This window comes from Paraburkholderia sp. J7 (genome assembly GCF_905220155.1).
In the GTDB taxonomy this organism is placed as follows: Bacteria; Pseudomonadota; Gammaproteobacteria; order Burkholderiales; family Burkholderiaceae; genus Paraburkholderia.
On record NZ_CAJMYZ010000022.1, the window covers coordinates 1 to 21,235 of the forward strand.

The 21,235-nt window shown below is 64.5% G+C and carries 21 protein-coding genes; 2 read left to right on the forward strand and 19 right to left on the reverse strand.

The window, feature by feature from the left end:
• From U5A58_RS30120 to U5A58_RS30135, 4 genes are all read right to left on the reverse strand, one after another.
• The coding region (locus U5A58_RS30120) for an electron transfer flavoprotein subunit beta/FixA family protein (RefSeq protein ID WP_415774318.1) at positions 1-345 on the reverse strand (345 nt) is incomplete at its 3' end.
• 223 nt (positions 346-568) lie between these two features.
• Positions 569-1,366 (reverse strand): MetQ/NlpA family ABC transporter substrate-binding protein, encoded by a 798-nt coding sequence (locus U5A58_RS30125; RefSeq protein WP_321964177.1) that lies wholly within the window; start codon positions 1,364-1,366, stop codon positions 569-571.
• A 55-nt stretch (positions 1,367-1,421) separates the two neighbouring features.
• On the reverse strand, positions 1,422-2,075 hold the full coding sequence (locus U5A58_RS30130) for a methionine ABC transporter permease (protein ID WP_158758320.1): 654 nt from the start codon (positions 2,073-2,075) through the stop codon (positions 1,422-1,424).
• Positions 2,065-3,099 carry a methionine ABC transporter ATP-binding protein gene (locus tag U5A58_RS30135; RefSeq protein ID WP_321964178.1) on the reverse strand — a complete coding sequence of 345 codons (1,035 nt, stop codon included), beginning with the start codon at positions 3,097-3,099 and terminating at the stop codon, positions 2,065-2,067. The genes U5A58_RS30130 and U5A58_RS30135 overlap by 11 nt, the downstream gene beginning before the upstream one ends.
• 281 nt (positions 3,100-3,380) lie before the next feature.
• Here U5A58_RS30135 and U5A58_RS30140 point away from each other — a divergent pair, with 281 nt between their 5' ends.
• Positions 3,381-4,271, forward strand: coding sequence for an alpha/beta hydrolase (locus U5A58_RS30140; RefSeq protein WP_321964179.1), 891 nt, complete (start codon positions 3,381-3,383; stop codon positions 4,269-4,271).
• Positions 4,272-4,284: 13 nt separating this feature from the next.
• Here U5A58_RS30140 and U5A58_RS30145 read toward each other — a convergent pair whose 3' ends face one another.
• Both U5A58_RS30145 and U5A58_RS30150 read right to left on the reverse strand, forming a co-directional pair.
• Entirely contained in the window at positions 4,285-5,079 is a 795-nt protein-coding gene (locus U5A58_RS30145) for an enoyl-CoA hydratase (protein ID WP_321964180.1), read from the reverse strand.
• Between the two features lie 64 nt (positions 5,080-5,143).
• Entirely contained in the window at positions 5,144-6,070 is a 927-nt protein-coding gene (locus U5A58_RS30150; protein ID WP_321964181.1) for a histone deacetylase family protein, read from the reverse strand.
• Between the two features lie 272 nt (positions 6,071-6,342).
• Between U5A58_RS30150 and mltB the strand changes: the two genes are divergently transcribed.
• Positions 6,343-7,650, forward strand: coding sequence for a lytic murein transglycosylase B (gene mltB, locus U5A58_RS30155; RefSeq protein ID WP_321964182.1), 1,308 nt, complete (start codon positions 6,343-6,345; stop codon positions 7,648-7,650).
• A 69-nt stretch (positions 7,651-7,719) separates the two neighbouring features.
• On the opposite strand, the gene cysM is transcribed toward mltB, so the two are convergent.
• From cysM to hisC, 13 genes are all read right to left on the reverse strand, one after another.
• Entirely contained in the window at positions 7,720-8,622 is a 903-nt protein-coding gene (gene cysM / locus U5A58_RS30160) for a cysteine synthase CysM (protein ID WP_321964183.1), read from the reverse strand.
• A gap of 251 nt (positions 8,623-8,873) precedes the next feature.
• Positions 8,874-9,224 (reverse strand): ComEA family DNA-binding protein, encoded by a 351-nt coding sequence (locus U5A58_RS30165; RefSeq protein ID WP_321913835.1) that lies wholly within the window; start codon positions 9,222-9,224, stop codon positions 8,874-8,876.
• Positions 9,225-9,297: 73 nt separating this feature from the next.
• Positions 9,298-10,290 (reverse strand): ADP-glyceromanno-heptose 6-epimerase, encoded by a 993-nt coding sequence (rfaD, locus tag U5A58_RS30170; protein WP_321913836.1) that lies wholly within the window; start codon positions 10,288-10,290, stop codon positions 9,298-9,300.
• Between the two features lie 105 nt (positions 10,291-10,395).
• The gene (rfaE1, locus tag U5A58_RS30175; RefSeq protein ID WP_321964184.1) at positions 10,396-11,400 is read right to left on the reverse strand and encodes a D-glycero-beta-D-manno-heptose-7-phosphate kinase; all 1,005 of its coding nucleotides are present in this window, start codon (positions 11,398-11,400) and stop codon (positions 10,396-10,398) included.
• Positions 11,372-12,769, reverse strand: coding sequence for a UDP-glucose/GDP-mannose dehydrogenase family protein (locus tag U5A58_RS30180; RefSeq protein ID WP_321935163.1), 1,398 nt, complete (start codon positions 12,767-12,769; stop codon positions 11,372-11,374). Before U5A58_RS30180 ends, rfaE1 begins: the two co-directional genes overlap by 29 nt.
• 86 nt (positions 12,770-12,855) lie before the next feature.
• A complete protein-coding gene (gene lapB, locus U5A58_RS30185; RefSeq protein ID WP_321964185.1) occupies positions 12,856-14,031 on the reverse strand; it encodes a lipopolysaccharide assembly protein LapB in 1,176 nt (391 codons plus the stop codon).
• Positions 14,032-14,095: 64 nt separating this feature from the next.
• Entirely contained in the window at positions 14,096-14,389 is a 294-nt protein-coding gene (locus U5A58_RS30190; protein ID WP_321964186.1) for a LapA family protein, read from the reverse strand.
• A gap of 297 nt (positions 14,390-14,686) precedes the next feature.
• Positions 14,687-15,010 carry an integration host factor subunit beta gene (locus U5A58_RS30195; protein ID WP_027817382.1) on the reverse strand — a complete coding sequence of 108 codons (324 nt, stop codon included), beginning with the start codon at positions 15,008-15,010 and terminating at the stop codon, positions 14,687-14,689.
• 25 nt (positions 15,011-15,035) lie between these two features.
• On the reverse strand, positions 15,036-16,766 hold the full coding sequence (rpsA, locus tag U5A58_RS30200; protein WP_321913840.1) for a 30S ribosomal protein S1: 1,731 nt from the start codon (positions 16,764-16,766) through the stop codon (positions 15,036-15,038).
• A 182-nt stretch (positions 16,767-16,948) separates the two neighbouring features.
• Positions 16,949-17,644 (reverse strand): (d)CMP kinase, encoded by a 696-nt coding sequence (gene cmk / locus U5A58_RS30205; protein WP_321913841.1) that lies wholly within the window; start codon positions 17,642-17,644, stop codon positions 16,949-16,951.
• Positions 17,645-17,672: 28 nt separating this feature from the next.
• Positions 17,673-18,977, reverse strand: a complete 1,305-nt coding sequence (gene aroA / locus U5A58_RS30210; RefSeq protein WP_321964187.1) for a 3-phosphoshikimate 1-carboxyvinyltransferase — start codon at positions 18,975-18,977, stop codon at positions 17,673-17,675.
• 77 nt (positions 18,978-19,054) lie between these two features.
• Positions 19,055-20,035, reverse strand: a complete 981-nt coding sequence (locus U5A58_RS30215) for a prephenate dehydrogenase (protein WP_321964279.1) — start codon at positions 20,033-20,035, stop codon at positions 19,055-19,057.
• On the reverse strand, positions 20,031-21,152 hold the full coding sequence (gene hisC, locus U5A58_RS30220; RefSeq protein WP_321964188.1) for a histidinol-phosphate transaminase: 1,122 nt from the start codon (positions 21,150-21,152) through the stop codon (positions 20,031-20,033). The genes U5A58_RS30215 and hisC overlap by 5 nt, the downstream gene beginning before the upstream one ends.
• Between the last annotated feature and the right edge of the window lie 83 nt (positions 21,153-21,235).

Here is a 21,235-nt window from a genome sequence, read left to right on the forward strand (position 1 = left end):
GAGGATGACCAGTTGCGGCTGTTCCTTGTCGACCAGCGCCTTCAGCAGCTTGGCGACAGCCAGCGGCTGCAGGTCTTCGTTCGACTCGATGAGGATCGCGCGGTCCGCGCCGATGGCCAGCGCCGTGCGCAGCGTTTCCTGCGCTTGCGTCACGCCCGCGGAAACGGCGATAACTTCCGTCGCCACGCCCGCTTCCTTCAGACGCACCGCTTCTTCCACAGCGATTTCGTCGAACGGGTTCATCGACATCTTCACGTTGGCGATGTCGACGCCCGTGCCATCCGACTTCACACGAACCTTCACGTTGTAATCGACTACGCGTTTGACTGGCACAAGGACTTTCATTCACATGCTCCGAAGTTACGAATACGTCAACCTGGCGGACATTATAGCGATAGCCCTGTCGGGCCGATCTGCCACCAGCAATTTTCACGAACCACCGCTGCCGCACCCCCTGCTTCACTCCGGCCATCAGTAGCGAACGATCGTGCGATTTTACGGTGGAAAAAACCCGGGCATCAAGCCCGGGCGCCGAAAAATATCTCTAATTTCACGGCCTGGAGGGGGCTTACCAGGAGGTGATAACCGCCCCGCCGAACTTCGTTTCAATGTACTGCTTCACTTCCGGCGAGTGGTACGCGGCGATCAGTTTGGCCACCCAGGGCTTGTTGCGATCGGCTTCGCGGATCGCGAGGATATTCACGTAAGGCCCCTTCGGGTCTTCGATTGCGATCGCGTCCTGTTTCGGCTTCAGGCCCGCTTCCATCGCGAAGTTGGTGTTGATCGCGGCGGCGTCCACGTCGTCGAGCGAACGCGGAATTTGCGCGGCGTCCAGTTCGACGATCTTCAGCTTCCTGGGGTTTTCCACGATGTCGAGCGGCGTCGCCTTCAGGCCTGCGTTGGCGCGCAACTTGATGAGGCCCTGGCTTTGCAGCAGCAGCAATGCGCGGCCGCCATTCGTCGGATCATTGGGCACCGCGATGCGAGCGCCCGGCTTCAGTTCGGACAGCGATTTGATCTTCTTCGAGTAGATGCCCATCGGGAACGTGACCGTGTCCGCGATCTTGATGAGCTTGTAGCCGCGATCCTTCACCTGCGCATCGAGATACGGCCCGTGCTGGTAGCTGTTGGCGTCGAGATCGCCGCCGGCGAGCGCCGCGTTCGGCTGCACGTAGTCGGAGAACTCGACGATCTTGATGTTCAGGCCGTTCTTCGCGGCTACGCTCTTCACGACTTCCATCACCTGCTCGTGCGGGCCGCCCGTCACGCCCACCTTGATGGTTTCGTCCGCGTGCGCAGCAAGTGGAGCGATGAGCGAAGCCGCGCCAAGCGCTGCCGCGAGCCGGATCATGAAACGACGTTGCATACCAAACCTTTGTCTTGTGTAGTTATGTTGATCGAAAAACGGCCTGTTTTAAGGCTTATTTATGGCTCAAGCGGCGCACGAGCCAGTCGCCGAACGACTGCACGAGCTGCACGAACACGATCAGGATCACGACGACGATCAGCATGACTTCGGGCTCGAAGCGCTGATAGCCGTAGCGGATGCCGAGGTCGCCAAGACCGCCGCCGCCGATCGCGCCCGCCATGGCCGAATAGCCAACGAGCGAGATGAACGTGATGGTGAGCCCCGCCACCACGCCGGGCAGCGACTCGGGCAGCAGCACCTTGAAGACGATCTGGCTCGTGCTCGCGCCCATGGCCTGGGCGGCTTCGATCAGGCCGCGATCGACTTCGCGCAACGCCGTTTCCACGAGACGCGCGATGAACGGCGCAGCGGCAATCGTGAGCGGCACGATGGCGGCCGCCGTGCCGATCGACGAGCCGACCACAACACGCGTGAACGGAATCACGGCGACGAGCAGGATGATGAACGGCGTGGATCGCACGGCGTTGACGATCACGCCCATCACACGATTCGCGGCGATGTTCTGCAGCACGCCGTTGCGGTCGGTGAGATAGAGCAGCACGCCGAGCGGCAGGCCGATGGCCGCGCCCACGAGTCCCGAGATGCCCACCATGATGAGCGTCTCCCAGAACGACTGGACGAACATGTCGAACATTTCACTCCACATGGGACAGCTCCTCCACCACGACACCTTGCTCGCGCAGCCATGCAATGGCCTGCGCCACCTTCACCGGATCGCCGGCCGCGAGCACCGCGAGCGAGCCGAACGCCTGCCCCTGGATCTCGTCGATCTGTCCATGAAGGATGTTGAAATCGAGTTCGAAGCGGCGAATCGTTTCCGACAACACCGGCTGGTCGACGCCCGTACCCTTGAACGCAAGCCGCAGCAAGTGGCCACTGCCCTTCGCGAGACGCTCGGCCACACGCGCCTTGAGCGCGGGCGGCAACTCCTGGGCGATCACGTCGCCGAGCAGTGCGCGCGTGACTTCGTGGCGCGGCTGCAGGAACACGTCGAGCACGGGGCCGCTTTCCACCACGCGGCCCGCATCGAGCACGGCCACGCGGTCGCAGACCTGTTTGATCACTTCCATCTGGTGCGTGATCATCACGACGGTCAGATTCAGTTCGCGATTGATCTTGCGCAGCAGGTCGAGAATCGCGCGCGTGGTTTCGGGGTCGAGCGCGGAGGTCGCCTCATCCGAAAGCAGCACCTTCGGCTTGCTCGCGAGCGCGCGCGCAATGCCCACGCGCTGCTTCTGGCCGCCGCTGATCTGCGAGGGATAGCGGTCCTTCTGTGCGGTGAGGCCCACGAGTTCGAGCAGCGGCAGCACCGTCGCTTCGATTTCGGCGCGCTTCACGCCAGCAAGCTCCAGCGGCAGCGCAACGTTGTCGAATACCGTGCGCGACGACAGCAGGTTGAAGTGCTGGAAGATCATGCCGATCTCGCGGCGCGCTTCGCGCAAGTCGGCCGACGAGAGCGACGTGAGCGTGCGCCCGTTGACGACGATGTCGCCTTCGGTGGGCCGCGTGAGCAGGTTGATGGTGCGCACGAGCGTGCTCTTGCCTGCGCCGCTGCGCCCGATGATGCCGAACACTTCGCCCGGCGGAATCGTCAGATTGACGTTGTGCAGCGCCTCGATCCAGCCTTGTGGGCCGGTGAAGCGCTGGGACACGTTTCGAATTTCGATCATGGAAAAAAGCAAAACGGCGGGTGTGCCGCGCGCCGCTCGCATTGACCGCCCCTTTCGGATTCTCGGAAAACACGTCGCGCCGGCAGACAGCCGCCGTTTGATGGACTGGATTTAGCTCGCCATTTTACCCTGGCACGCAAAATTCCTTTTAATAATCAATTTCGATATTTTCATAACCCATTTGCATTAGAGGGCGCTGGCAGCGCGTCGGCGCTCGTTCGGCCGCTACACTGCTGCCGACAGACTGATACCGAAAACGAACCGCCCAACCAGGGAGCGAGATGGAGACCCGTCAGAAAACCGGCGCGGCAGAAGCCATGGAACCCACCGAGCGATCGACGCTGCTCACGCGCGACGGCGTCGAACTGCCGCTCTACGTTTGGCGCGCGAGCGCGCCGCCGCGCGCGGCCCTCGCCCTGGTTCATGGCCTGGCGGAGCATGCGGGCCGCTATGCGGCGCTTGCCGCGCGCCTGAACGCTGCAGGCATCGACGTCTACGCAATCGATCTGCGCGGTCATGGGCGTGCACCCGGCCGCCGCACGTGGGTCGCGCGCGTCGACGAATATCTCGACGACGCCGATGCGCTTCTCGCCCACGCAAGCGCGCAATGCGCCACACAGGGCACACCGCTCTTCCTGATGGGGCACAGCATGGGCGGCGCGATCGCCGCGCTCTACGCCGTCGAGCGCCTGCCGCAAACGCGCGTGCCGCTCGCGGGCCTGCTGCTCTCGAGCGCGGCGCTCGCGCCGGGCCGCGACGTGCCCGCATGGATGATCGCCGCGAGCCGCGTGATCAGCGCGATCTGGCCGACCTTTCCGGCGATGAAGATCGACGCGGCCCTGCTCGCGCGCGACCCCGCCGTGGTCGAAGCGAATCGCGCCGATCCGCTCGTGCATCACGGCGCGATACCCGCGCGCACGGGCGCGCAATTGCTGGAAGCGATGAAGCGCATCGAGGCGGGCCGCGCGCACTTGCGGCTACCCGTGCTGATCTGGCATGGCACCGAGGACAAGCTCACCGAGCCCGACGGCAGCCGCGCCTTCGGCGCGAACGTGGGATCGCCCGATCGCACGCTCACGCTGTATGAAGGCAGCTACCACGAAACGCTCAACGACCTCGATCGCGAGCGCGTGATCGGCGCAATGATCGAGTGGATCGATCAGCACTGCTGAGCGGCCACACGCGCTATTTCGCTGCGCGCTTCTCGATGAATGCCTGCACGCCGTCGAGCGCGGGGTCGGTCATCATGTTGCAGGCCATGGTCTGCCCGGCCAGTTGATACGCAGCTTCGATGCCCATTTCGATCTGCCGGTAGAAGAGCCCCTTGCCGGCCTCGACCGCCTCGCGCGGTTTCGCGCAGATGCTCGCGGCAAGCGCCGTCACGGCGGCGTCGAGTTCTTCGGCGGGCACCACGCGATTCACGAGGCCTTCGCGCAGCGCCTTTTCGGCGTCGATGAATTCGCCCGTCATGAGCATCTCGAAGGCCGCCTTGCGCGAAACGTTGCGCGAGAGCGGCACAGCAGGCGTCGAGCAGAAGAGCCCGAGATTGATGCCCGAGACGGCAAAGCGCGCCGTGTCCGCCGCCACCGCCAGATCACACATCGCGACGAGCTGGCAGCCCGCCGCCGTCGCCACGCCTTGCACGCGCGCGATCACCGGCTGCGGCATCTTTTGAATGGCCAGCATCATCTTCGAGCAGCGTTCGAACAGCTTCGCGTAGTACTCATGCGAGGGCGCCTCGCGCATTTCCCTGAGATCGTGGCCCGCGCAGAACGCGCGGCCCGCTGCAGCGATCACGATCACGCGCGTATCGGATTTCGCGAGCGCGGCGAGTTCGGCCTGCACGGCATCGATCAGCGCTTCGGAAAGCGCGTTGAACGCATCCGGGCGATTCAGCGTGAGGCGCACGACGCCTGGCACGCCGTACGCGTCGTGCGCCACTTCAATCAGCGTTGGCGATGAGCAGGGATTGGCATTCACGATGCGTGTCTCCTACGTTCGAATGTATGCGATGCGGGTCCGCGCCCAAGGCGGCGCGGGTTGCCTAGATATCGGCCAGCACGCGCAAATGCGCCACCACACTGCGGCCCAGCGCCGAGAGGTTGTAGCCGCCTTCGAGGCTGCTCACGATGCGCCCCTTCGCATAGCGGCGCGCGATCTCGCGAATCTGTTCCGTGATCCACGCGAAGTCGTCCTCCACGAGCCCCATGTTGCCGAGGTCGTCTTCGCGATGCGCGTCGAAGCCCGCCGAGACGAACACCATCTCCGGCTTGAACTCGTGCAGCCGCGGCAGCCACATGATGTCGATGGCCTCGCGCACTTCCATGCCTTTCGTGCGCGCCGCGATCGGCAGATTGACCATATTCGGCGCCGGATTCTCGGCGCCCGAGTACGGATAGAACGGATGCTGGAAAAAGCTGCACATCAGCACGCGCGAATCGCCCGCGAACGCGGCTTCGGTGCCATTGCCGTGATGGACGTCGAAATCGACGATCGCCACGCGTTGCAGACCATGGACTTCCAGCGCATGGCGCGCCGCGATCGCGATGTTGTTGAAGAAGCAAAAGCCCATCGCGCGCGCGGGCTCCGCATGATGGCCGGGCGGCCGCACGCTGCAGAATGCGTTCTCGTAGCGCCCTGCGAGCACCGCGTCGGTGGCTGCGATCGCCGCGCCCGCCGCGCGCAGCGCCGCCTGCCACGTGTGCGGATTCATCAGCGTGTCGGGGTCGATGCTCGCGTAGCCTTCTTTGGGCGCCGTGTTGCGGATGAAGTCGATGTGCGCCTGGGTATGCACGCGCAGGAGGTCCGCCTCGGTCGCGAGCGGCGCCGATTCGTCGCGCTCGATCAGAGCGTCGATGCGGCTCGCGATCAGCTGGTCTTCGATGGCCTGCAGGCGCGCCGGGCATTCGGGATGCCATTCGCCCATCTCGTGCCGCAGAAAATCGGGGTGAGAGAAGAAACCGGTCGTCATGGGTCGCACTAACCGCGGGCTTCGCGCATGCGCGCGGCCGCGGGTCTCCTTCGATCTGTCGGCCAGAGTTGGCGCTTTAGCGCCCGACTCTGGTCCCATGCAATCTGATTGCGTTTGTGTGGCGGCGCGCCGGCCGGCGCGCGAACAGACACCACGTTACCACAGCGACCTGGTGCTCACGCGCCACGCCGGCGCGCAACGGCCCAATTCCCATAAGGCGCTCGGTTATACTGCCCGGGATCTTCCTGGACCGCTCTCCCCCTCTCTCGCTCATGACGCTCAAGACCGCTCTGTCCGCTTCCAGCCGCCCACGTCGCACGACCCTCGCACTCGCACTTTGCGTTGCGGCGTCGCTGTGCACCGGCGCGGCGCGCGCGCAAACTGCCGCGCCGAAATCGCGACAGACGCCGCTCACGCTCGCGCAAGCCCAGCCGCAAACGCCGGCGCAAGGCCAGACGTTCGAAGAAGAAATCGTCCCGCAGCGTTACGCGAACAATCCGGACGTCGATGGCTTCATCAACGACATGGTGGCGCGCTACGACTTCGATCCCACTGCGCTGCACGCGCTCTTCGCGAGCGCGAATTATTCGGCGACGGCGGTGAAGCTCGTCACGCCCTCGCCCGTTCCGGGCGTGAAGAACTGGCGCGCGTATCAGGCGCGCTTTCTCGACCCAGTGCGCATCAATGCGGGCGTGCGCTTCTGGCGCGCGAACCAGGCTACGCTCCAGCGCGCGTCGGAAGAGTTTGGCGTGCCGCCCGAGGTGATCGTCGGCATCATTGGCGTGGAGACGATCTATGGCCGCTACATGGGCAACTTCCGCGTGCTCGATGCGCTCACCACGCTGGCCTTCGATTATCCGAACACGCCGAACCGCGCCGAGCGCATGGCAACGTTCCGCAAGAATCTCGAAGACTATCTCGTGTGGACGCGCGACTCCCAGATCGATCCGTCGTCGGTGCTCGGCTCGTACACGGGCGCGATCGGCATTCCGCAGTTCCTGCCGAGCAGCATCGTGCAGTACGCGGTGGACTATGAAGGCAACAATCACATCGACCTGCGCGCGAGCACGGCCGACGCGATCGGCAGCGTGGCGAACTATCTGCGGCAGAACGGCTGGGAATCGGGCCGGCCCGTGGTGTGGAATATCGCGACCGACGCGGGCAGCCTCGGCATTGCGCAAGCCGCGGCGGACGGCAAGCCGGAACCGCGCTGGCCGCTCAGCCAGTTGCTGCGCTCGGGGCTCGTGCTCGATCAGCCGGACGTGGACATTGCCGCCGAGGCGGGCACGCCCGTCACGGTGATCGACCTGCCCTCGCCGGGACGCGGCACCGAGTACAAGCTCGGGCTCAAGAATTTTTACGTGCTCACGCGCTATAACCGCAGCTTCTTCTATGCACTTGCGGTGTATCAGCTGGGTATGCGCGTGAAGGCGCAGATGCTGGCGACGCAGCCGGGCGTGGGTGTGGGCCCGGCGAACGGCAATGGTGAGAATGGTGGAAACGGCGGCAACGGAAATGGCAACGGCATGAACGGCACGCCGAGCGGTTCAGGCACGACGCCACCCGGTCAGCAAGACTAATTTCAGCGGCACAAAACAAAACGGCCTTCGAAAACTTCGAAGGCCGTTTTGTTCGCACTTACGCTTCAATCAAGCGGGAAACACACCCGTAGACAGATAGCGGTCGCCACGGTCGCAGACGATGAACACGATCGTCGCGTTCTCGACCTGGCGCGCAACACGCAGCGCCACCTCGCATGCGCCGCCCGACGAGATCCCCGCAAAAATGCCTTCGACCGAGGCGAGCCGGCGCGCCATGTTTTCGGCGGCGGCCTGGCTCACGTTCTCCACGCGATCCACGCGGCTGCGGTCGAAAATCTTGGGCAGATACGCTTCGGGCCACTTGCGGATGCCCGGAATGCGCGAGCCTTCTTCCGGCTGCGCGCCGACGATCTCGATGGCCTGATTCTTTTCCTTCAGGAACTGGGACGTGCCCATGATCGTGCCGGTCGTGCCCATCGACGAAACGAAGTGCGTGATGCGCCCTTCGGTGTCGCGCCAGATTTCCGGGCCGGTGGCCTCGTAATGCGCAAGCGGGTTGTCCGGATTGGCGAACTGGTCGAGGATGATGCCCTTGCCGTCGCGCTGCATTTGCTCGGCGAGGTCGCGCGCATATTCCATACCGCCCTTGACGGGCGTGAGCATGATTTCCGCGCCATAAGCGGCCATACTCTGACGGCGTTCGACCGAAAGGTCCTCCGGCATGATGAGCACCATCTTGTAGCCGCGAATCGCCGCTGCCATGGCGAGCGCGATGCCCGTATTGCCACTCGTCGCTTCGATGAGCGTATCGCCCGGCTTGATGCGGCCGCGCTCTTCGGCTTTGCGGATCATCGAAAGCGCCGGGCGGTCCTTCACCGACCCAGCCGGGTTGTTGCCTTCCAGCTTGGCCAGCAGGACGTTATTGCGGGCGCGGATTTCGTCGTCCGGCAGGCGGACGAGCTGCACGAGCGGGGTATTGCCGATCGTGTCTTCAATAGTCTTGTAGGGCATGGGAATGGCAGTAAGGCGCAATGACGGATCCGTCGATTCTAAACCACGCGGCCAGCGACCGCTGGAGACCCCGCTGGAACCCACTACGCTGGTATGGCCGCAGGCTCGCGACCCAATCTCGATGCGCGGCAAAAAGCCCGCGGCCCGGGCCGCGGGTCAACGTCGCGGGCCGACTTCACCTGAGCGACACCTGAAGGAGACTGCACCCCGCGCTGGACGCCAGAAGCGCGGGGTAAAACGCGAACGGACGCCTACTTTTTGACGGCCACGGTAGCCGGCTGAGGCGCCCCCGCCTTCGCGGGCGTTGCCTGCGCAACCTTCGCCTGCCCCGCCTGGGCATTCGCGGGCCCGACGGCCAATCCTTCGGCCTGCAAACGTTCGACGGTATGGCCACCGAGGCCCTTCACGCGCTTGCCGAGGTCAGCGGCATCCTTGTACGGGCCGTGCGCGGAGCGCTCGTCGAGAATGGCCTTGGCGCGCGCGGGCCCAATACCCTTGATGCCGCGAAGCGCGTCTTCGTTGGCCGTGTTGACGTCCACGGCCGCGAAGGCGTGGCTGAATACGGCCAGAAGCGCGGCCGCCGCAAGGATTTTTCGGAACATGCTGGATCTCCCTGAAAACGCCGGCGACCATCGCCGGCGAGGAGAGTCCAGTTTATGAAGTCACGGCTTCGCGTTACACCTGGCCAGAAAGCCAACGTACGTAACGATCCACCCCTTCCTGCACCGTCAGGAACGGCGCGTCGTAGCCCGCTGCGCGCAGCTTCGACTGGTCCGCTTGCGTGAAGCACTGATACTTGCCGCGCAGCGCGTCGGGGAACGGGATGTACTCGATCAGCCCTTCCTTGACCTGCTCGGCGAGCGAAAGCGCAGGCTTGCCTTCCATCGCGCGCAGCGTGTTCACCACGGTCGTTGCGATGTCGTTGAACGGCTGTGCACGGCCGCTGCCGAGATTGAAAATGCCCGTCTTCTCCGGATGATCGAAGAAGAACAGGTTGACCTTCACCACGTCCTCGACAGAGACGAAGTCGCGCGTTTGCTCGCCCGGCGCATAGCCGTTGTATTCGCCGAACAGCTTCACGCGGCCTTCCGCGCGGAACTGGTTGAAGTTGTGGAACGCCACCGAAGCCATGCGCGCCTTGTGCGTCTCGCGCGGCCCGTACACGTTGAAGTAGCGAAAGCCCGCAATCTGGCTTTGCGCCTTGGGCAGCACGCGGCGGATCACCTGGTCGAACAGGAACTTCGAATAGCCGTACACGTTCAGCGGCGCTTCGACTTCGCGCTCTTCCACGAAGCGCGTCGAGCCGCCATAGATCGCGGCCGACGACGCATACAGAAACTGCACGCGCTGTGCGAGGCACGCGTCGAGCACAGCGCGGCTATAGCGGAAGTTGTTGTCCATCATGTAGCGGCCGTCGGTTTCCATCGTGTCCGAACAGGCGCCTTCGTGGAATACCGCGCGCACGTTGCCGAAATCGCCGCGCGTGAAGCGCTCGACGAACTCGGTCTTGTCGATGTAGTCGTCGATCTCACAATCGACGAGATTCCTGAACTTGTCCGCGCGGGTGAGATTGTCGACGGCGATGATGCGGTCTTCGCCGCGTTCGTTCAGCGCCTTGACGATGTTGCTGCCGATAAAGCCGGCCGCGCCGGTGACGATGAGAGTCATGATAGGTCTGCGGTGACGAGGTTCACGCGAGGTTGATGCGAGGTTGACCCACAGCCGGGAAAACTCTCCGGAAATCCCAGCCGGGGCGCGAGCGCGTGCGGAACGTTATTGAAAGAGTTCGTCGTAGTCGACGGTGGCCGTACCGAGCTTGCCGACCACGATGCCGGCCGCGCGATTCGCGAGCGCAACGCCCTCGACGAGCGGCAAACCCGCGCCCAGCATGACCGCGACAGTCGCGATCACCGTATCGCCGGCGCCCGAGACATCATACACTTCACGCGCGTCAGCCGCCGCGTGCAGCGCGCCGTCATCGGAAAAGAGCGTCATACCCTCTTCGGAGCGCGTGAGCAGCAGCGCGTCGAACTGCAGTTCGCGGCGCAGCTTCGTCACGCGTGCGTGCAGGTCCTCCTCGGACTTCCAGGTGCCCACCACTTCGCGCAGCTCCGCACGGTTCGGCGTGATGAGGCTCGCGCCGCGATAGCGCTCCCAGTCGTCGCCCTTGGGGTCGACCAGAACGGCCTTGCCCGCAGCGCGCGCCTTCGCGATCATCTGCGTGACGTGCGTGAGGCCGCCCTTCGCGTAGTCGGAGAGCAGAATCACGTCGTGCGTGGGCAGCAGCGCGTCGAAACGTGCGAGGCCGGCAAGCAGGATCTCGTGTGCGGGCGTGTTCTCGAAGTCCACGCGCAAGAGCTGTTGCTGGCGCGAAAGCACGCGCAGCTTGATGGTGGTTGGCAACGAGGGATCGCGTTCGAGATACGCGTTCACGTTGCTTTCGTCGAGCAGCTCGACGATGCGCTCGCCGGGTTCGTCGTGGCCCACCACGCACAGGAGGCCCGCATGGGCACCGAGCGCCGCCGCGTTGCGCGCGACGTTCGCGGCGCCGCCGAGGCGGTCTTCCTTGCGCTGCACATGCACGACCGGCACCGGCGCTTCCGGCGAGATGCGGTTGACGTCGCCGAACCAGTAGCGGTCCAGCATGACGTCGCCCACCACGAGCACGCGCGAGGTGGCTAGCTTCTCGCGCGGCACGACGCGCACTTCGGGCGCGATCGCCGTGGCAAGCGCGGTGACATGCGCGGCTTCAGGCTGCGGAGTTTGCGAGATTGACATGGGGCCGCCCAATCGAGTGATAGTCAATGCCGAGCTCCGCCATGGCGTCGGGCTCGTAGAGATTGCGTCCGTCGAAGATACGCGGTGCCTTGAGCACCTTCTTCAAGTGCACGAAGTCGGGCGCCTTGAACGCGGTCCATTCGGTGACGATCACGAGCGCGTCAGCGTCCGTGAGCGCGTCGTCCTGGCTCGATGCGAACGAAAGGCGCGCATGCTGCTCGGGCGCGTGCGCGAGATCGAGCGCGAATACACGCTGCGCTTCCTCGGCCGCGACCGGATCCCATGCGGCAACCGTCGCGCCGCGTGCAAGCAGGTCGGCGATCAGGCGGCGGCTCGGCGCTTCGCGCATGTCGTCGGTGTTCGGCTTGAATGCGAGGCCCCACACGGCGAAGTGCTTGCCCGTGAGGTCTTCGCCGCACACCTTGGCGATCTTCTTGACGAGCACTTCCTTCTGGCCGTGATTGACCTCCTCGACCGCTTCGAGCACGCGCAGGTTCTGGCCCGATTCCGCGGCCGTGCGGATCAGCGCCTGTACGTCCTTCGGAAAGCACGAGCCACCATAGCCGCAGCCCGCGTACAGGAAGTGATAGCCGATGCGCGGATCGGAACCGATGCCGCGGCGCACCGACTCGATGTCGGCGCCCACGCGGTCGGCGAGATTCGCCATCTCGTTCATAAACGAGATGCGCGTGGCGAGCATGGCGTTGGCCGCGTACTTCGTGAATTCGGCGGAGCGCACGTCCATGTAGATCGTGCGCTCGTGATTGCGGTTGAACGGCGCGTAGAGGCGTTTCATCTTCTCGCGCGCGGCGTTGCCGTTCTCGTCCTCGTCGAGCCCGATGATGATGCGGTCCGGGCGCATGAAGTCGTCCACGGCCGCGCCCTCTTTCAGGAACTCGGGATTCGAGACGACCGAGAAGCGATGGTCCACGCTATGCATGAGGCCGCGCTTGGCCAGTTCTTCGGCCAGCACGCCGTGCACGCGCTGCGCCGTGCCGACCGGGACCGTCGACTTGTCGACGACCACTTTGAAGCCGTTCATGTGGCGGCCAATGCTGCGCGCCGCCTCGAGCACGTACTGGAGATCGGCCGAGCCGTCTTCGTCAGGCGGCGTGCCCACGGCGATGAACTGCACCTCGCCGTGCTCGACGCTCGCCGCCACGTCGGTGGAAAACGTGATGCGCCCGGCCGCGCGGTTGCGCGCGATGAGTTCGAGCAGGCCCGGTTCGTGAATCGGCACGCCGCCGCCATTCAAGATGTCGATCTTGCGCGGATCGACATCGAGGCAAAACACGTCGTGGCCGATTTCGGCAAGACACGCACCGGTGACGAGGCCGACGTAGCCGGTACCGACAATGGTGATCTTCATAGGCGCTCCGGTGACAGATGCTGATGTTGTATTGACTGTGTGTGCGTGGCCGCCCAGGCGCCCGGCAACGGGCGCTGCTCTTAGGCTCAGCTCGACGCGGGAACCGGCTCGACGCGGCGCGGCGCATAGGTTTCCCAACCGCTGCAGCCAGGACACTGCCAGTAGAAGAGGCGCGCCCGGAAGCCGCAGTTCTGGCAGGTATAACGAGGCAGGTTCTTGGTGCGCTGCTGGAGCAGCTTGCGCATCAGTTCGAGTTCGCTGCGGCGCGGCTCTTCGGCGCTCGCCTGCTGCGCTTCAAGCAGGCGCGCCATGCCGGCGAGATTCGGGGACTTCTCCATCTGCGTGCGCGCGAGCGTGTGCGCCGCTTCCGCACCGCGCAGCGCTGCAACATGCTTGTACGCAACGTCGAGCAGGTCGTTGGACGGATACGCATCGACCCACGTCGTGAGCAGTTGCGCTCCCTCTTCGGCGCGGCCGAGCGTCTCATAGGCCTTCATGACCTTTTCAGCGACGAGCGGCAAATACGCGGGGTTTTGCGCCTCGACTTCGCGCCAGTGACGAAGCGCCGTCTCGCAATCGCCGCTTGCCGCATCGACATCGCCCGCGAGGATCGTCGCGCGCACGTTCTGCGCATTGGCCTTGAGCGCCAGCGTCAGCTGACGGCGTGCTTCGTCGGGCTTCTTCTGCTGGAGCGCTTCCTGAGCGAGCTCGCAATGGAACTGCGCGATCTCGAGGTCGAGCGAAGCCGCGCCCATCGTTTCGAGATGTCGTGCGGTGTCGATGCAGCGGTTCCAGTCCTTCTCGATCTCGTAGATCGCGAGCAGCGCGCGCTGTGCGCCAAGCGCGAAGTCACCCGACTTGAGCTTGCCAAAGGTTTCCTCGGCGCGGTCGAGCATGCCGGCCTTCAGGAAGTCCTGGCCGAGTTCATAGAGCGCGTGGTCGCGCTCGTTCACCGGCAGGTCGGAGCGCGAGAGCAGATTCTGATGCACGCGGATCGCGCGATCGGTCTCGCCGCGGCGGCGAAACAGATTGCCGAGCGCGAAGTGCAGTTCGACGGTTTCAGGGTCGAGCTTGGCGACCTCGATGAACGCGTCGATGGCCTTGTCCGGCTGCTCGTTGAGCAGGAAATTCAGCCCGCGGAAATACGAGCGCGGCAGGTTGGCGCTTTCGGAAAGGAGTGCCTTCAGGTCGTAGCGCGACGCCATCCAGCCGAGCGCGAAAGCCACGGGAATGACGAGGAGCCACCAAAAATCGAGATCCATGCGAGCGATGGTATGAGCGGAAAATCAGCCGCACCCGTTCAGGCGCGCGGCACGGCAATACAAATCAGATGAGCGGCGGCAGCGGCGGCTCGACGCTCGGCGTGGGCGCTTCACGCGCCACACGCAGGTCGCGTTTGAGGCGGCCGTTTTCCATGCGCAGCCGGAACACGCCGGGCAGCGCGGAAAGCAGCCCCGCCAGCAGCCCCACCACAAAGAACGCGAGGCCGATCAGGATCAGCGGAGCCTGCCACGAATATCCGGCCAGAAAGTTCAGCGTCGCGGTTTGCGTGTTGGCGAGCGCGAGTACGAGCAGCAGCACGAACACCAGCACACGGATCACCCAGGCGATCAATCTCATTGAAGGATTCTCTTGGCAGTTGAGAAAGGCGCCGGCGTGGCGGACATGCTGCGCCGCAGCACAAGCCGCGCCGAAGTGTCCCGTATTGTAATTGAACGGCTCGCGCGCCGACACGTGTGAGCGATCGCGGCGCCAGATCAAACCGGGGCGCCAACGCAAACAGCGTCGAAAAGGCGCAGACGAAAAAAAAGCGCCGGGGTGGTTCACCCCAGCGCTTTTTACCGGTCCATGCATTCTGGCCATCTGGCATTGACCGCCGACGACCGCAATCGCCTGATCGCAAAAACGATCCAACGCTTACAGGTCGTCGTCCGGCTCGTCCGCCTTCAGCGGCTCGCCCGAATTACGGTCCACGCGCTCGCGCAGTTCCTTGCCCGGCTTGAAGTGCGGTACGAACTTCTCAGGCACCAGCACTTTTTCACCCGACTTGGGATTGCGCCCAACGCGCGACGGCCGACGATTCAGGCCGAAGCTGCCAAAGCCACGAATTTCGATGCGATGGCCCTTGGCAAGCGCCTCGGACATCGCATCGAGCATCGTCTTGACCGCGAAATCCGCGTCCTTGAGAACAAGTTGCGGAAATCGCGTAGCCAGCTGCGCGACCAATTCAGATTTGGTCATACTTCAGCTTGCCCCCGTTTGAGGCTTACTGGTTCTGGCCGTCGAGCTTGGCCTTGAGCAGCGCGCCGAGGTTGGTCGTGCCGGTGGCAGCCTGACCCGAATCAGCCGACATGCTGCGCAGTGCTTCTTGCGTCTCAGCCGAGTCCTTTGCCTTGATCGACAGGTTGATGCCACGCGACTTGCGATCGATGTTGATGATCATCGCGTTGACCTTGTCGCCTTCCTTCAGCACGTTGCGAGCATCTTCCACGCGGTCTTGCGCGATTTCCGAAGCACGCAGGTAGCCTTCGACGTCCGCCGTCAGGGTGATAACTGCACCCTTCGCGTCCACCGACTTCACGACGCCGTCGACCGTTGCGCCCTTGTCGTTGATTGCAACGAAGTTGCTGAACGGGTCGCCTTCGAGCTGCTTGATGCCGAGCGAAATGCGTTCCTTCTCGACGTCGATGCCCAGAACCACGGCTTCGACTTCGTCGCCCTTCTTGTACTTGCGAACGGCTTCTTCGCCAGCTTCCGACCACGACAGGTCCGAAAGGTGAACCAGACCGTCGATGCCGCCAGGCAGACCGATGAAGACGCCGAAGTCGGTGATCGACTTGATTGCGCCTTGCAGCTTGTCGCCCTTCTTGAAGTTGCGGCTGAAGTCATCCCACGGATTCGGCTTGCATTGCTTCATGCCGAGCGAGATGCGGCGGCGGTCTTCGTCGATCTCGAGGACCATGACTTCGACTTCGTCGCCCAGCTGGACAACCTTCGACGGAGCAACGTTCTTGTTGGTCCAGTCCATTTCCGACACGTGAACCAGGCCTTCGATGCCCGATTCGACTTCGACGAACGCGCCGTAGTCGGTGATGTTCGTGACCTTACCGAACAGGCGCGTGCCCGACGGGTAGCGGCGCGAGATGCCTTCCCACGGATCGTCGCCCAGTTGCTTGATACCGAGCGAAACGCGGTTCTTTTCCTGGTCGAACTTGAGGATCTTCGCGGTGACTTCCTGGCCAACCGAGAGAACTTCGCTCGGGTGACGCACGCGACGCCATGCGATGTCGGTGATGTGCAGCAGGCCGTCGATGCCGCCGAGGTCCACGAACGCGCCGTAGTCGGTGATGTTCTTGACCACGCCGTTGACGATCGCGCCTTCCTTCAGCGTTTCGAGCAGCTTTGCGCGCTCTTCGCCTTGCGTGGCTTCGATCACTGCGCGGCGCGACAGCACGACGTTGTTACGCTTGCGGTCGAGCTTGATGACGCGGAATTCGAGCGTCTTGCCTTCGTACGGCGTCGTGTCCTTGACCGGACGCGTGTCGACGAGCGAACCCGGCAGGAACGCGCGGATGCCGTTGACCATGACAGTCATGCCGCCCTTGACCTTGCCCGTGATCGTGCCGGTCACGAGTTCGTTGTTGTCGAGGGCCTTTTCCAGCGACAGCCACGAAGCGAGACGCTTCGCCTTGTCGCGCGACAGGATGGTGTCGCCGTAGCCGTTTTCCAGCGCGTCGATCGCGACGGAAACGAAATCACCCGCCTGAACCTCCACTTCGCCCTGGTCGTTCAGGAATTCCTCGATAGGAATATAAGCCTCGGACTTCAGGCCAGCGTTCACGACCACGAAGTTGTGGTCGACGCGCACGACTTCAGCGGAGATGACTTCGCCGGCGCGCATGTCCTGGCGGGTCAGCGACTCTTCGAACAGAGCCGCAAAGGATTCGGTATTGGGGGTGGAGGTTTGCAGGTCGGACATAAAAATCTGGATTTGCATGGTTTTCGCTGCACCGTTGGCCAGTCTTGACCGGTGGTGCGTTGAGGCCGGAACGCTTACGCTCGCGGCACAGATGCAAAAGCCATACTGGGTTAAAGGGTTTAACACACGCCCTGTTTCTTTCCAGGGCACCAACTAGCACTGCTACTGCTTTCTTTACTGCGCTTTGCCGCGCTCGTGAATTACCGCACGGGCCGCAGTTGGCTCGCCCCCTGATACCACCGCACCACCTGTTCGACCGCCTGGTCGACGGAGAGCGCCGAAGTATCGAGAAGCTGCGCATCTGCTGCGGGCTTGAGCGGCGCGGCCGCGCGGTTACTGTCGCGCGCGTCGCGTTCACGCAAATCCCGAAGCAAGTCATCCATATTAGCAGAAAAACCTTTTTGGATCAATTGCTTATGCCGGCGGGCCGCGCGGGCCTCCACGCTGGCCGTCAAAAACACCTTCAGAACGGCGTCCGGGAAGATCACGGTGCCCATGTCGCGGCCGTCCGCCACGAGCCCGGGAAGCTTGCGAAACGCCCGCTGGCGCGCCACGAGCGCCGTGCGCACGGCCGGATGCGCGGCGATCATCGAGGCGCGGTTGCCCACCTCCTCGGCGCGAATATCGTTCGAAACGTCAACGCCGTCGAGCTGTGCGAGCCCCTCGCGGAACGTGATATGGAGGTCGTCGATCAGTTTCGCCAGGCTCTCGGCGTCGTCGGCGGCAATTGTGTAGCGCACGCTCGCAAGCGCCGCGAGCCGGTACAGCGCGCCGCTGTCGAGCAGGTGAAAGCCGAGTTGGGCGGCGACCAGCGCGGCCACCGTGCCTTTGCCGGAAGCGGTCGGGCCGTCGATCGTGATGACGGGCGTCGGATAAAAGGGACGGGTCGATTTCATGCGGCAAAGGTACTCGGCTTCGTTTGAATCAAGGTTGCGCGAGCGCCAGGAAGCGCTCGAAATAATCGGGGAACGTCTTGCCGACGCACTTCGGGTCGTTGATGCGCACCGGCACGCCGCCGAGGCTCACGAGCGAGAAGCACATCGCCATGCGGTGATCGTCGTAGGTGTCGATCGCGGCGTTCGGCGTAAGTTTCTCGGGCGGGCGCACGATCAGGTAATCGGGGCCCTCTTCCACATTCGCGCCCACCTTGCGCAGCTCGGTGGCCATCGCGGCGATGCGGTCGGTTTCCTTCACGCGCCAGCTCGCGATGTTGCGCAACGTGGTCGCGCCATCGGCGAAGAGCGCGGCGACCGCGATCGTCATGGCCGCGTCGGGAATCAGGTTGAAGTCCATGTCGATGGGGTCGAGCTTGCCGTGATCGTTGCCGATCCCGCGCACTTCGATCCAGTCGTCGGCAACCGTGACGTTCGCGCCCATGCGCATGAGCGCCGCCGCGAATTCAACGTCGCCCTGGATGCTCGAGCGCCCTACGCCTTCCACGCGCAGCGGGCCGCCGCCAATCGCGCCCGCGGCGAGGAAGTACGACGCGGAAGACGCATCGCCCTCCACCATGATCTTGCCGGGCGACTGGTAACGCACGCCCGCCGGGATCTCGAAACGATGCCAGCCGTGGCGCTCGACCTTCACGCCGAAACGCTCCATCAGCTTGATCGTGATTTCGATGTAGGGCTTGGAGATCAGCTCGCCGTCCACCTCGACGATCGTCATGCCGTCCTTCGCGCGCACGAGCGGCAGCGTCATGAGCAGCGCGGTGAGGAACTGGCTCGACACGTCGCCGCGCACGCGGATCGGCGCCTCGACCGAAATCGGCGCCGGGCGGATGCGTAGCGGCGGAAAGCCTTCGTTCTCTTCGTAATCGATCTTCGCGCCGATCTGGCGCAGGCCGTCCACGAGGTCGCCGATGGGCCGCTCGTGCATGCGCGGCACGCCGTGAATGCGGTAGTCGCCGCCGTTCACCGCGAGCGCGGCCGTCAGCGGTCGCACGGCCGTGCCCGCGTTGCCGAGAAAGAGATCGGCGCGCACCGCCTGGAACGCGCCGCGCGTGCCCTGCACGACGCAGGTGTCACCCTCGCGCTTCAATTTCACGCCGAGCTTTTCCAGCGCGTCGAGCATGACGCGCGTGTCGTCGGAGTCGAGCAGGTTCGTGATGGTCGTTTCGCCCTCGGCCAGCGCCGCGAGCAGCAGCACGCGGTTCGAGATGCTTTTCGAGCCGGGCAGACGGATCGTGCCGGACGCACGGGTGAACGGTCCGAGATCGAGGTGTTCCATGAGCGTGTCCTGAGAATGCCTGGGGTTGCAGCCTGGTTTTTGCGGCGCTCGCGCCGCCGGGCTTAAGTCCTGCTTGCTTATTTGCCTGGTGCTGCGTCGATGGCCGCCGCGGCGCCCTTGCCGCCGCGCTCCTGCCATGCCTCGCGCGCCGCGCGCGAACGCGCGAACACGGTTTCGAGCGCCGCGCCGTCGCCGGCGTCGATCGCCGCGCGCAGCCTTGCCAGCACCTCAGTGTAGCCGTCGAGTTCGGCGAGCAGCGCCGTGCGGTTCGCAAGGCACACGTCGCGCCACATTTCGGGGCTCGACGCGGCGATGCGCGTGAAGTCGCGAAAGCCGCCCGCCGCGAACGAGAACTTCAGTTGCGCGTCGGGCGAAGCCAGAATCTGGTCGACGAGTGCAAACGACAGCACGTGCGGCAGATGGCTCACCGAAGCGAATACGCGGTCGTGTTGCGCGGCCGGCATCTCGCCGATCACGGCACCCGTGGCGCGCCACATCGCGGCAATGCGCTCGACCGATGCCGGCGCGTTTTCCTCGAGCGGGCACAGCACGACGTTGCGGCCCACGTAGAGATCGGGCAACGCAGCGTCGACGCCGCTCGACTCGCGCCCGGCGATCGGGTGTCCCGGCACGAACTGCGCGATGCGCGCACCGAGCGCCGCACGGGCCGCGGCGATCACATCACTTTTGGTGCTGCCGGCGTCGGTGACGATGGTCTCGCTGCCGAGGTGCGGCGCGATGCGCTCGAGCAGCGCCAGGGTTTGCGCAACGGGTGCGGCGATCAAGACGATATCGGCACCATCGAGCGCGGCGGCAAGCGCCGCTTCGTCGTCGAGCGTCGCGGCGGCGTCGATCACGCCGAGTTCGAGCGCGCGCGACACCGAGTGCGCGCTGCGGCCCACGCCGATCACCTGCGCGCCCTCTCGTGCAGACGAACCGCGCTCGCGCAACGCACGCGCGAGCGACCCGCCGATCAGGCCCACACCGAAAATCACGAGTTTGTTAAACGAAAACGCAGTCACGACGCCACCGAATAAAGTTAAAGTTGCGCGCTCAATGCGCGCCGAGCGCTCGCTCGAGGGCCGCGACGAACGCCGCGTTCTCCTCGGGCAAACCGATCGTCACACGCAGCCACTGCGGCAAACCATAGTTGCCCACCGGCCGCACGATCACAGCCTGCTTGAGCAGAGCGAGGTTCACGCGCTCGCCCGCGCCGTCGTCCGCTGCATCCTTCGCCACGCGCACCAGCACGAAATTACCGTCCGAAGGCACGTATTCGAGGCCGAGGCGCTCGAACGCCGCGGTTAGCGCGCGATAGCCTTCGGCGTTCAGCGCCGCGCTGCGCTCGAGGAACGCCGTGTCGCCAAGCGCGGCGATAGCGGCAGCCTGCGCGAGCGTGTTGACGTTGAACGGCTGGCGCAGACGGTTGAGCAGATCGGTCAACTCCGGCTGCGCAATCGCAAAGCCGATGCGCAGGCCGGCGAGCCCGTAGGCCTTCGAGAACGTGCGCGAAACGAGCAGGTTCGGATAGCGGCGCACCCACGCGATCGAGTCGTAGCGCTTCTCCGCCGCGAGGTATTCCGTGTACGCCTCGTCGAGCACGACCGCGACATGAGCCGGCACCTTCGCGATGAACGCCTCGAGCTTCGCGCCTTCGATGAACGTGCCCGTCGGGTTGTTCGGGTTCGCCACGAACACGAGACGCGTGTCTTCATCGATAGCCGCGAGCATCGCGTCGAGATCGTGCCCGTAGCGCACGGCCGGCGTCACGAGATGGCGCGCGCCGAGGCCCTGGGTCGCAAGTGCGTAGACCGCGAACGAGTACTGCGAATAGACAATCGACTGACCGCGCTCGACGAACGCATGCGCGGCCATTTCGAGAATGTCGTTGCTGCCGTTGCCAAGCGTGATCCATTCGGCCGGCACGTCGTAGCGCGCGGCCAGCGCGGCCTTCAACTCGAACGCATTCGAATCGGGATAGCGACCCAGTTCGCTTGCCGCCTGCGCGATCGCACGCTGCGCCGACTCGGGCACGCCGAGCGGATTCTCATTCGACGCGAGCTTCACGATGCGCGCCTCGTCGAGCCCGAACTCGCGAGCGACTTCGGAAATCGGTTTGCCGGCGATGTAAGGCGCGATGGCGCGCACATACGAGGGGCCGAATTGCGTGGTCATGCGTCTCTCCAGGGCTCAAGGCGCCGGGCGTACAACGGTTGGTTGCGGACGGCCGGTTGCGGACGGCCGGTTGCGGACGGCCG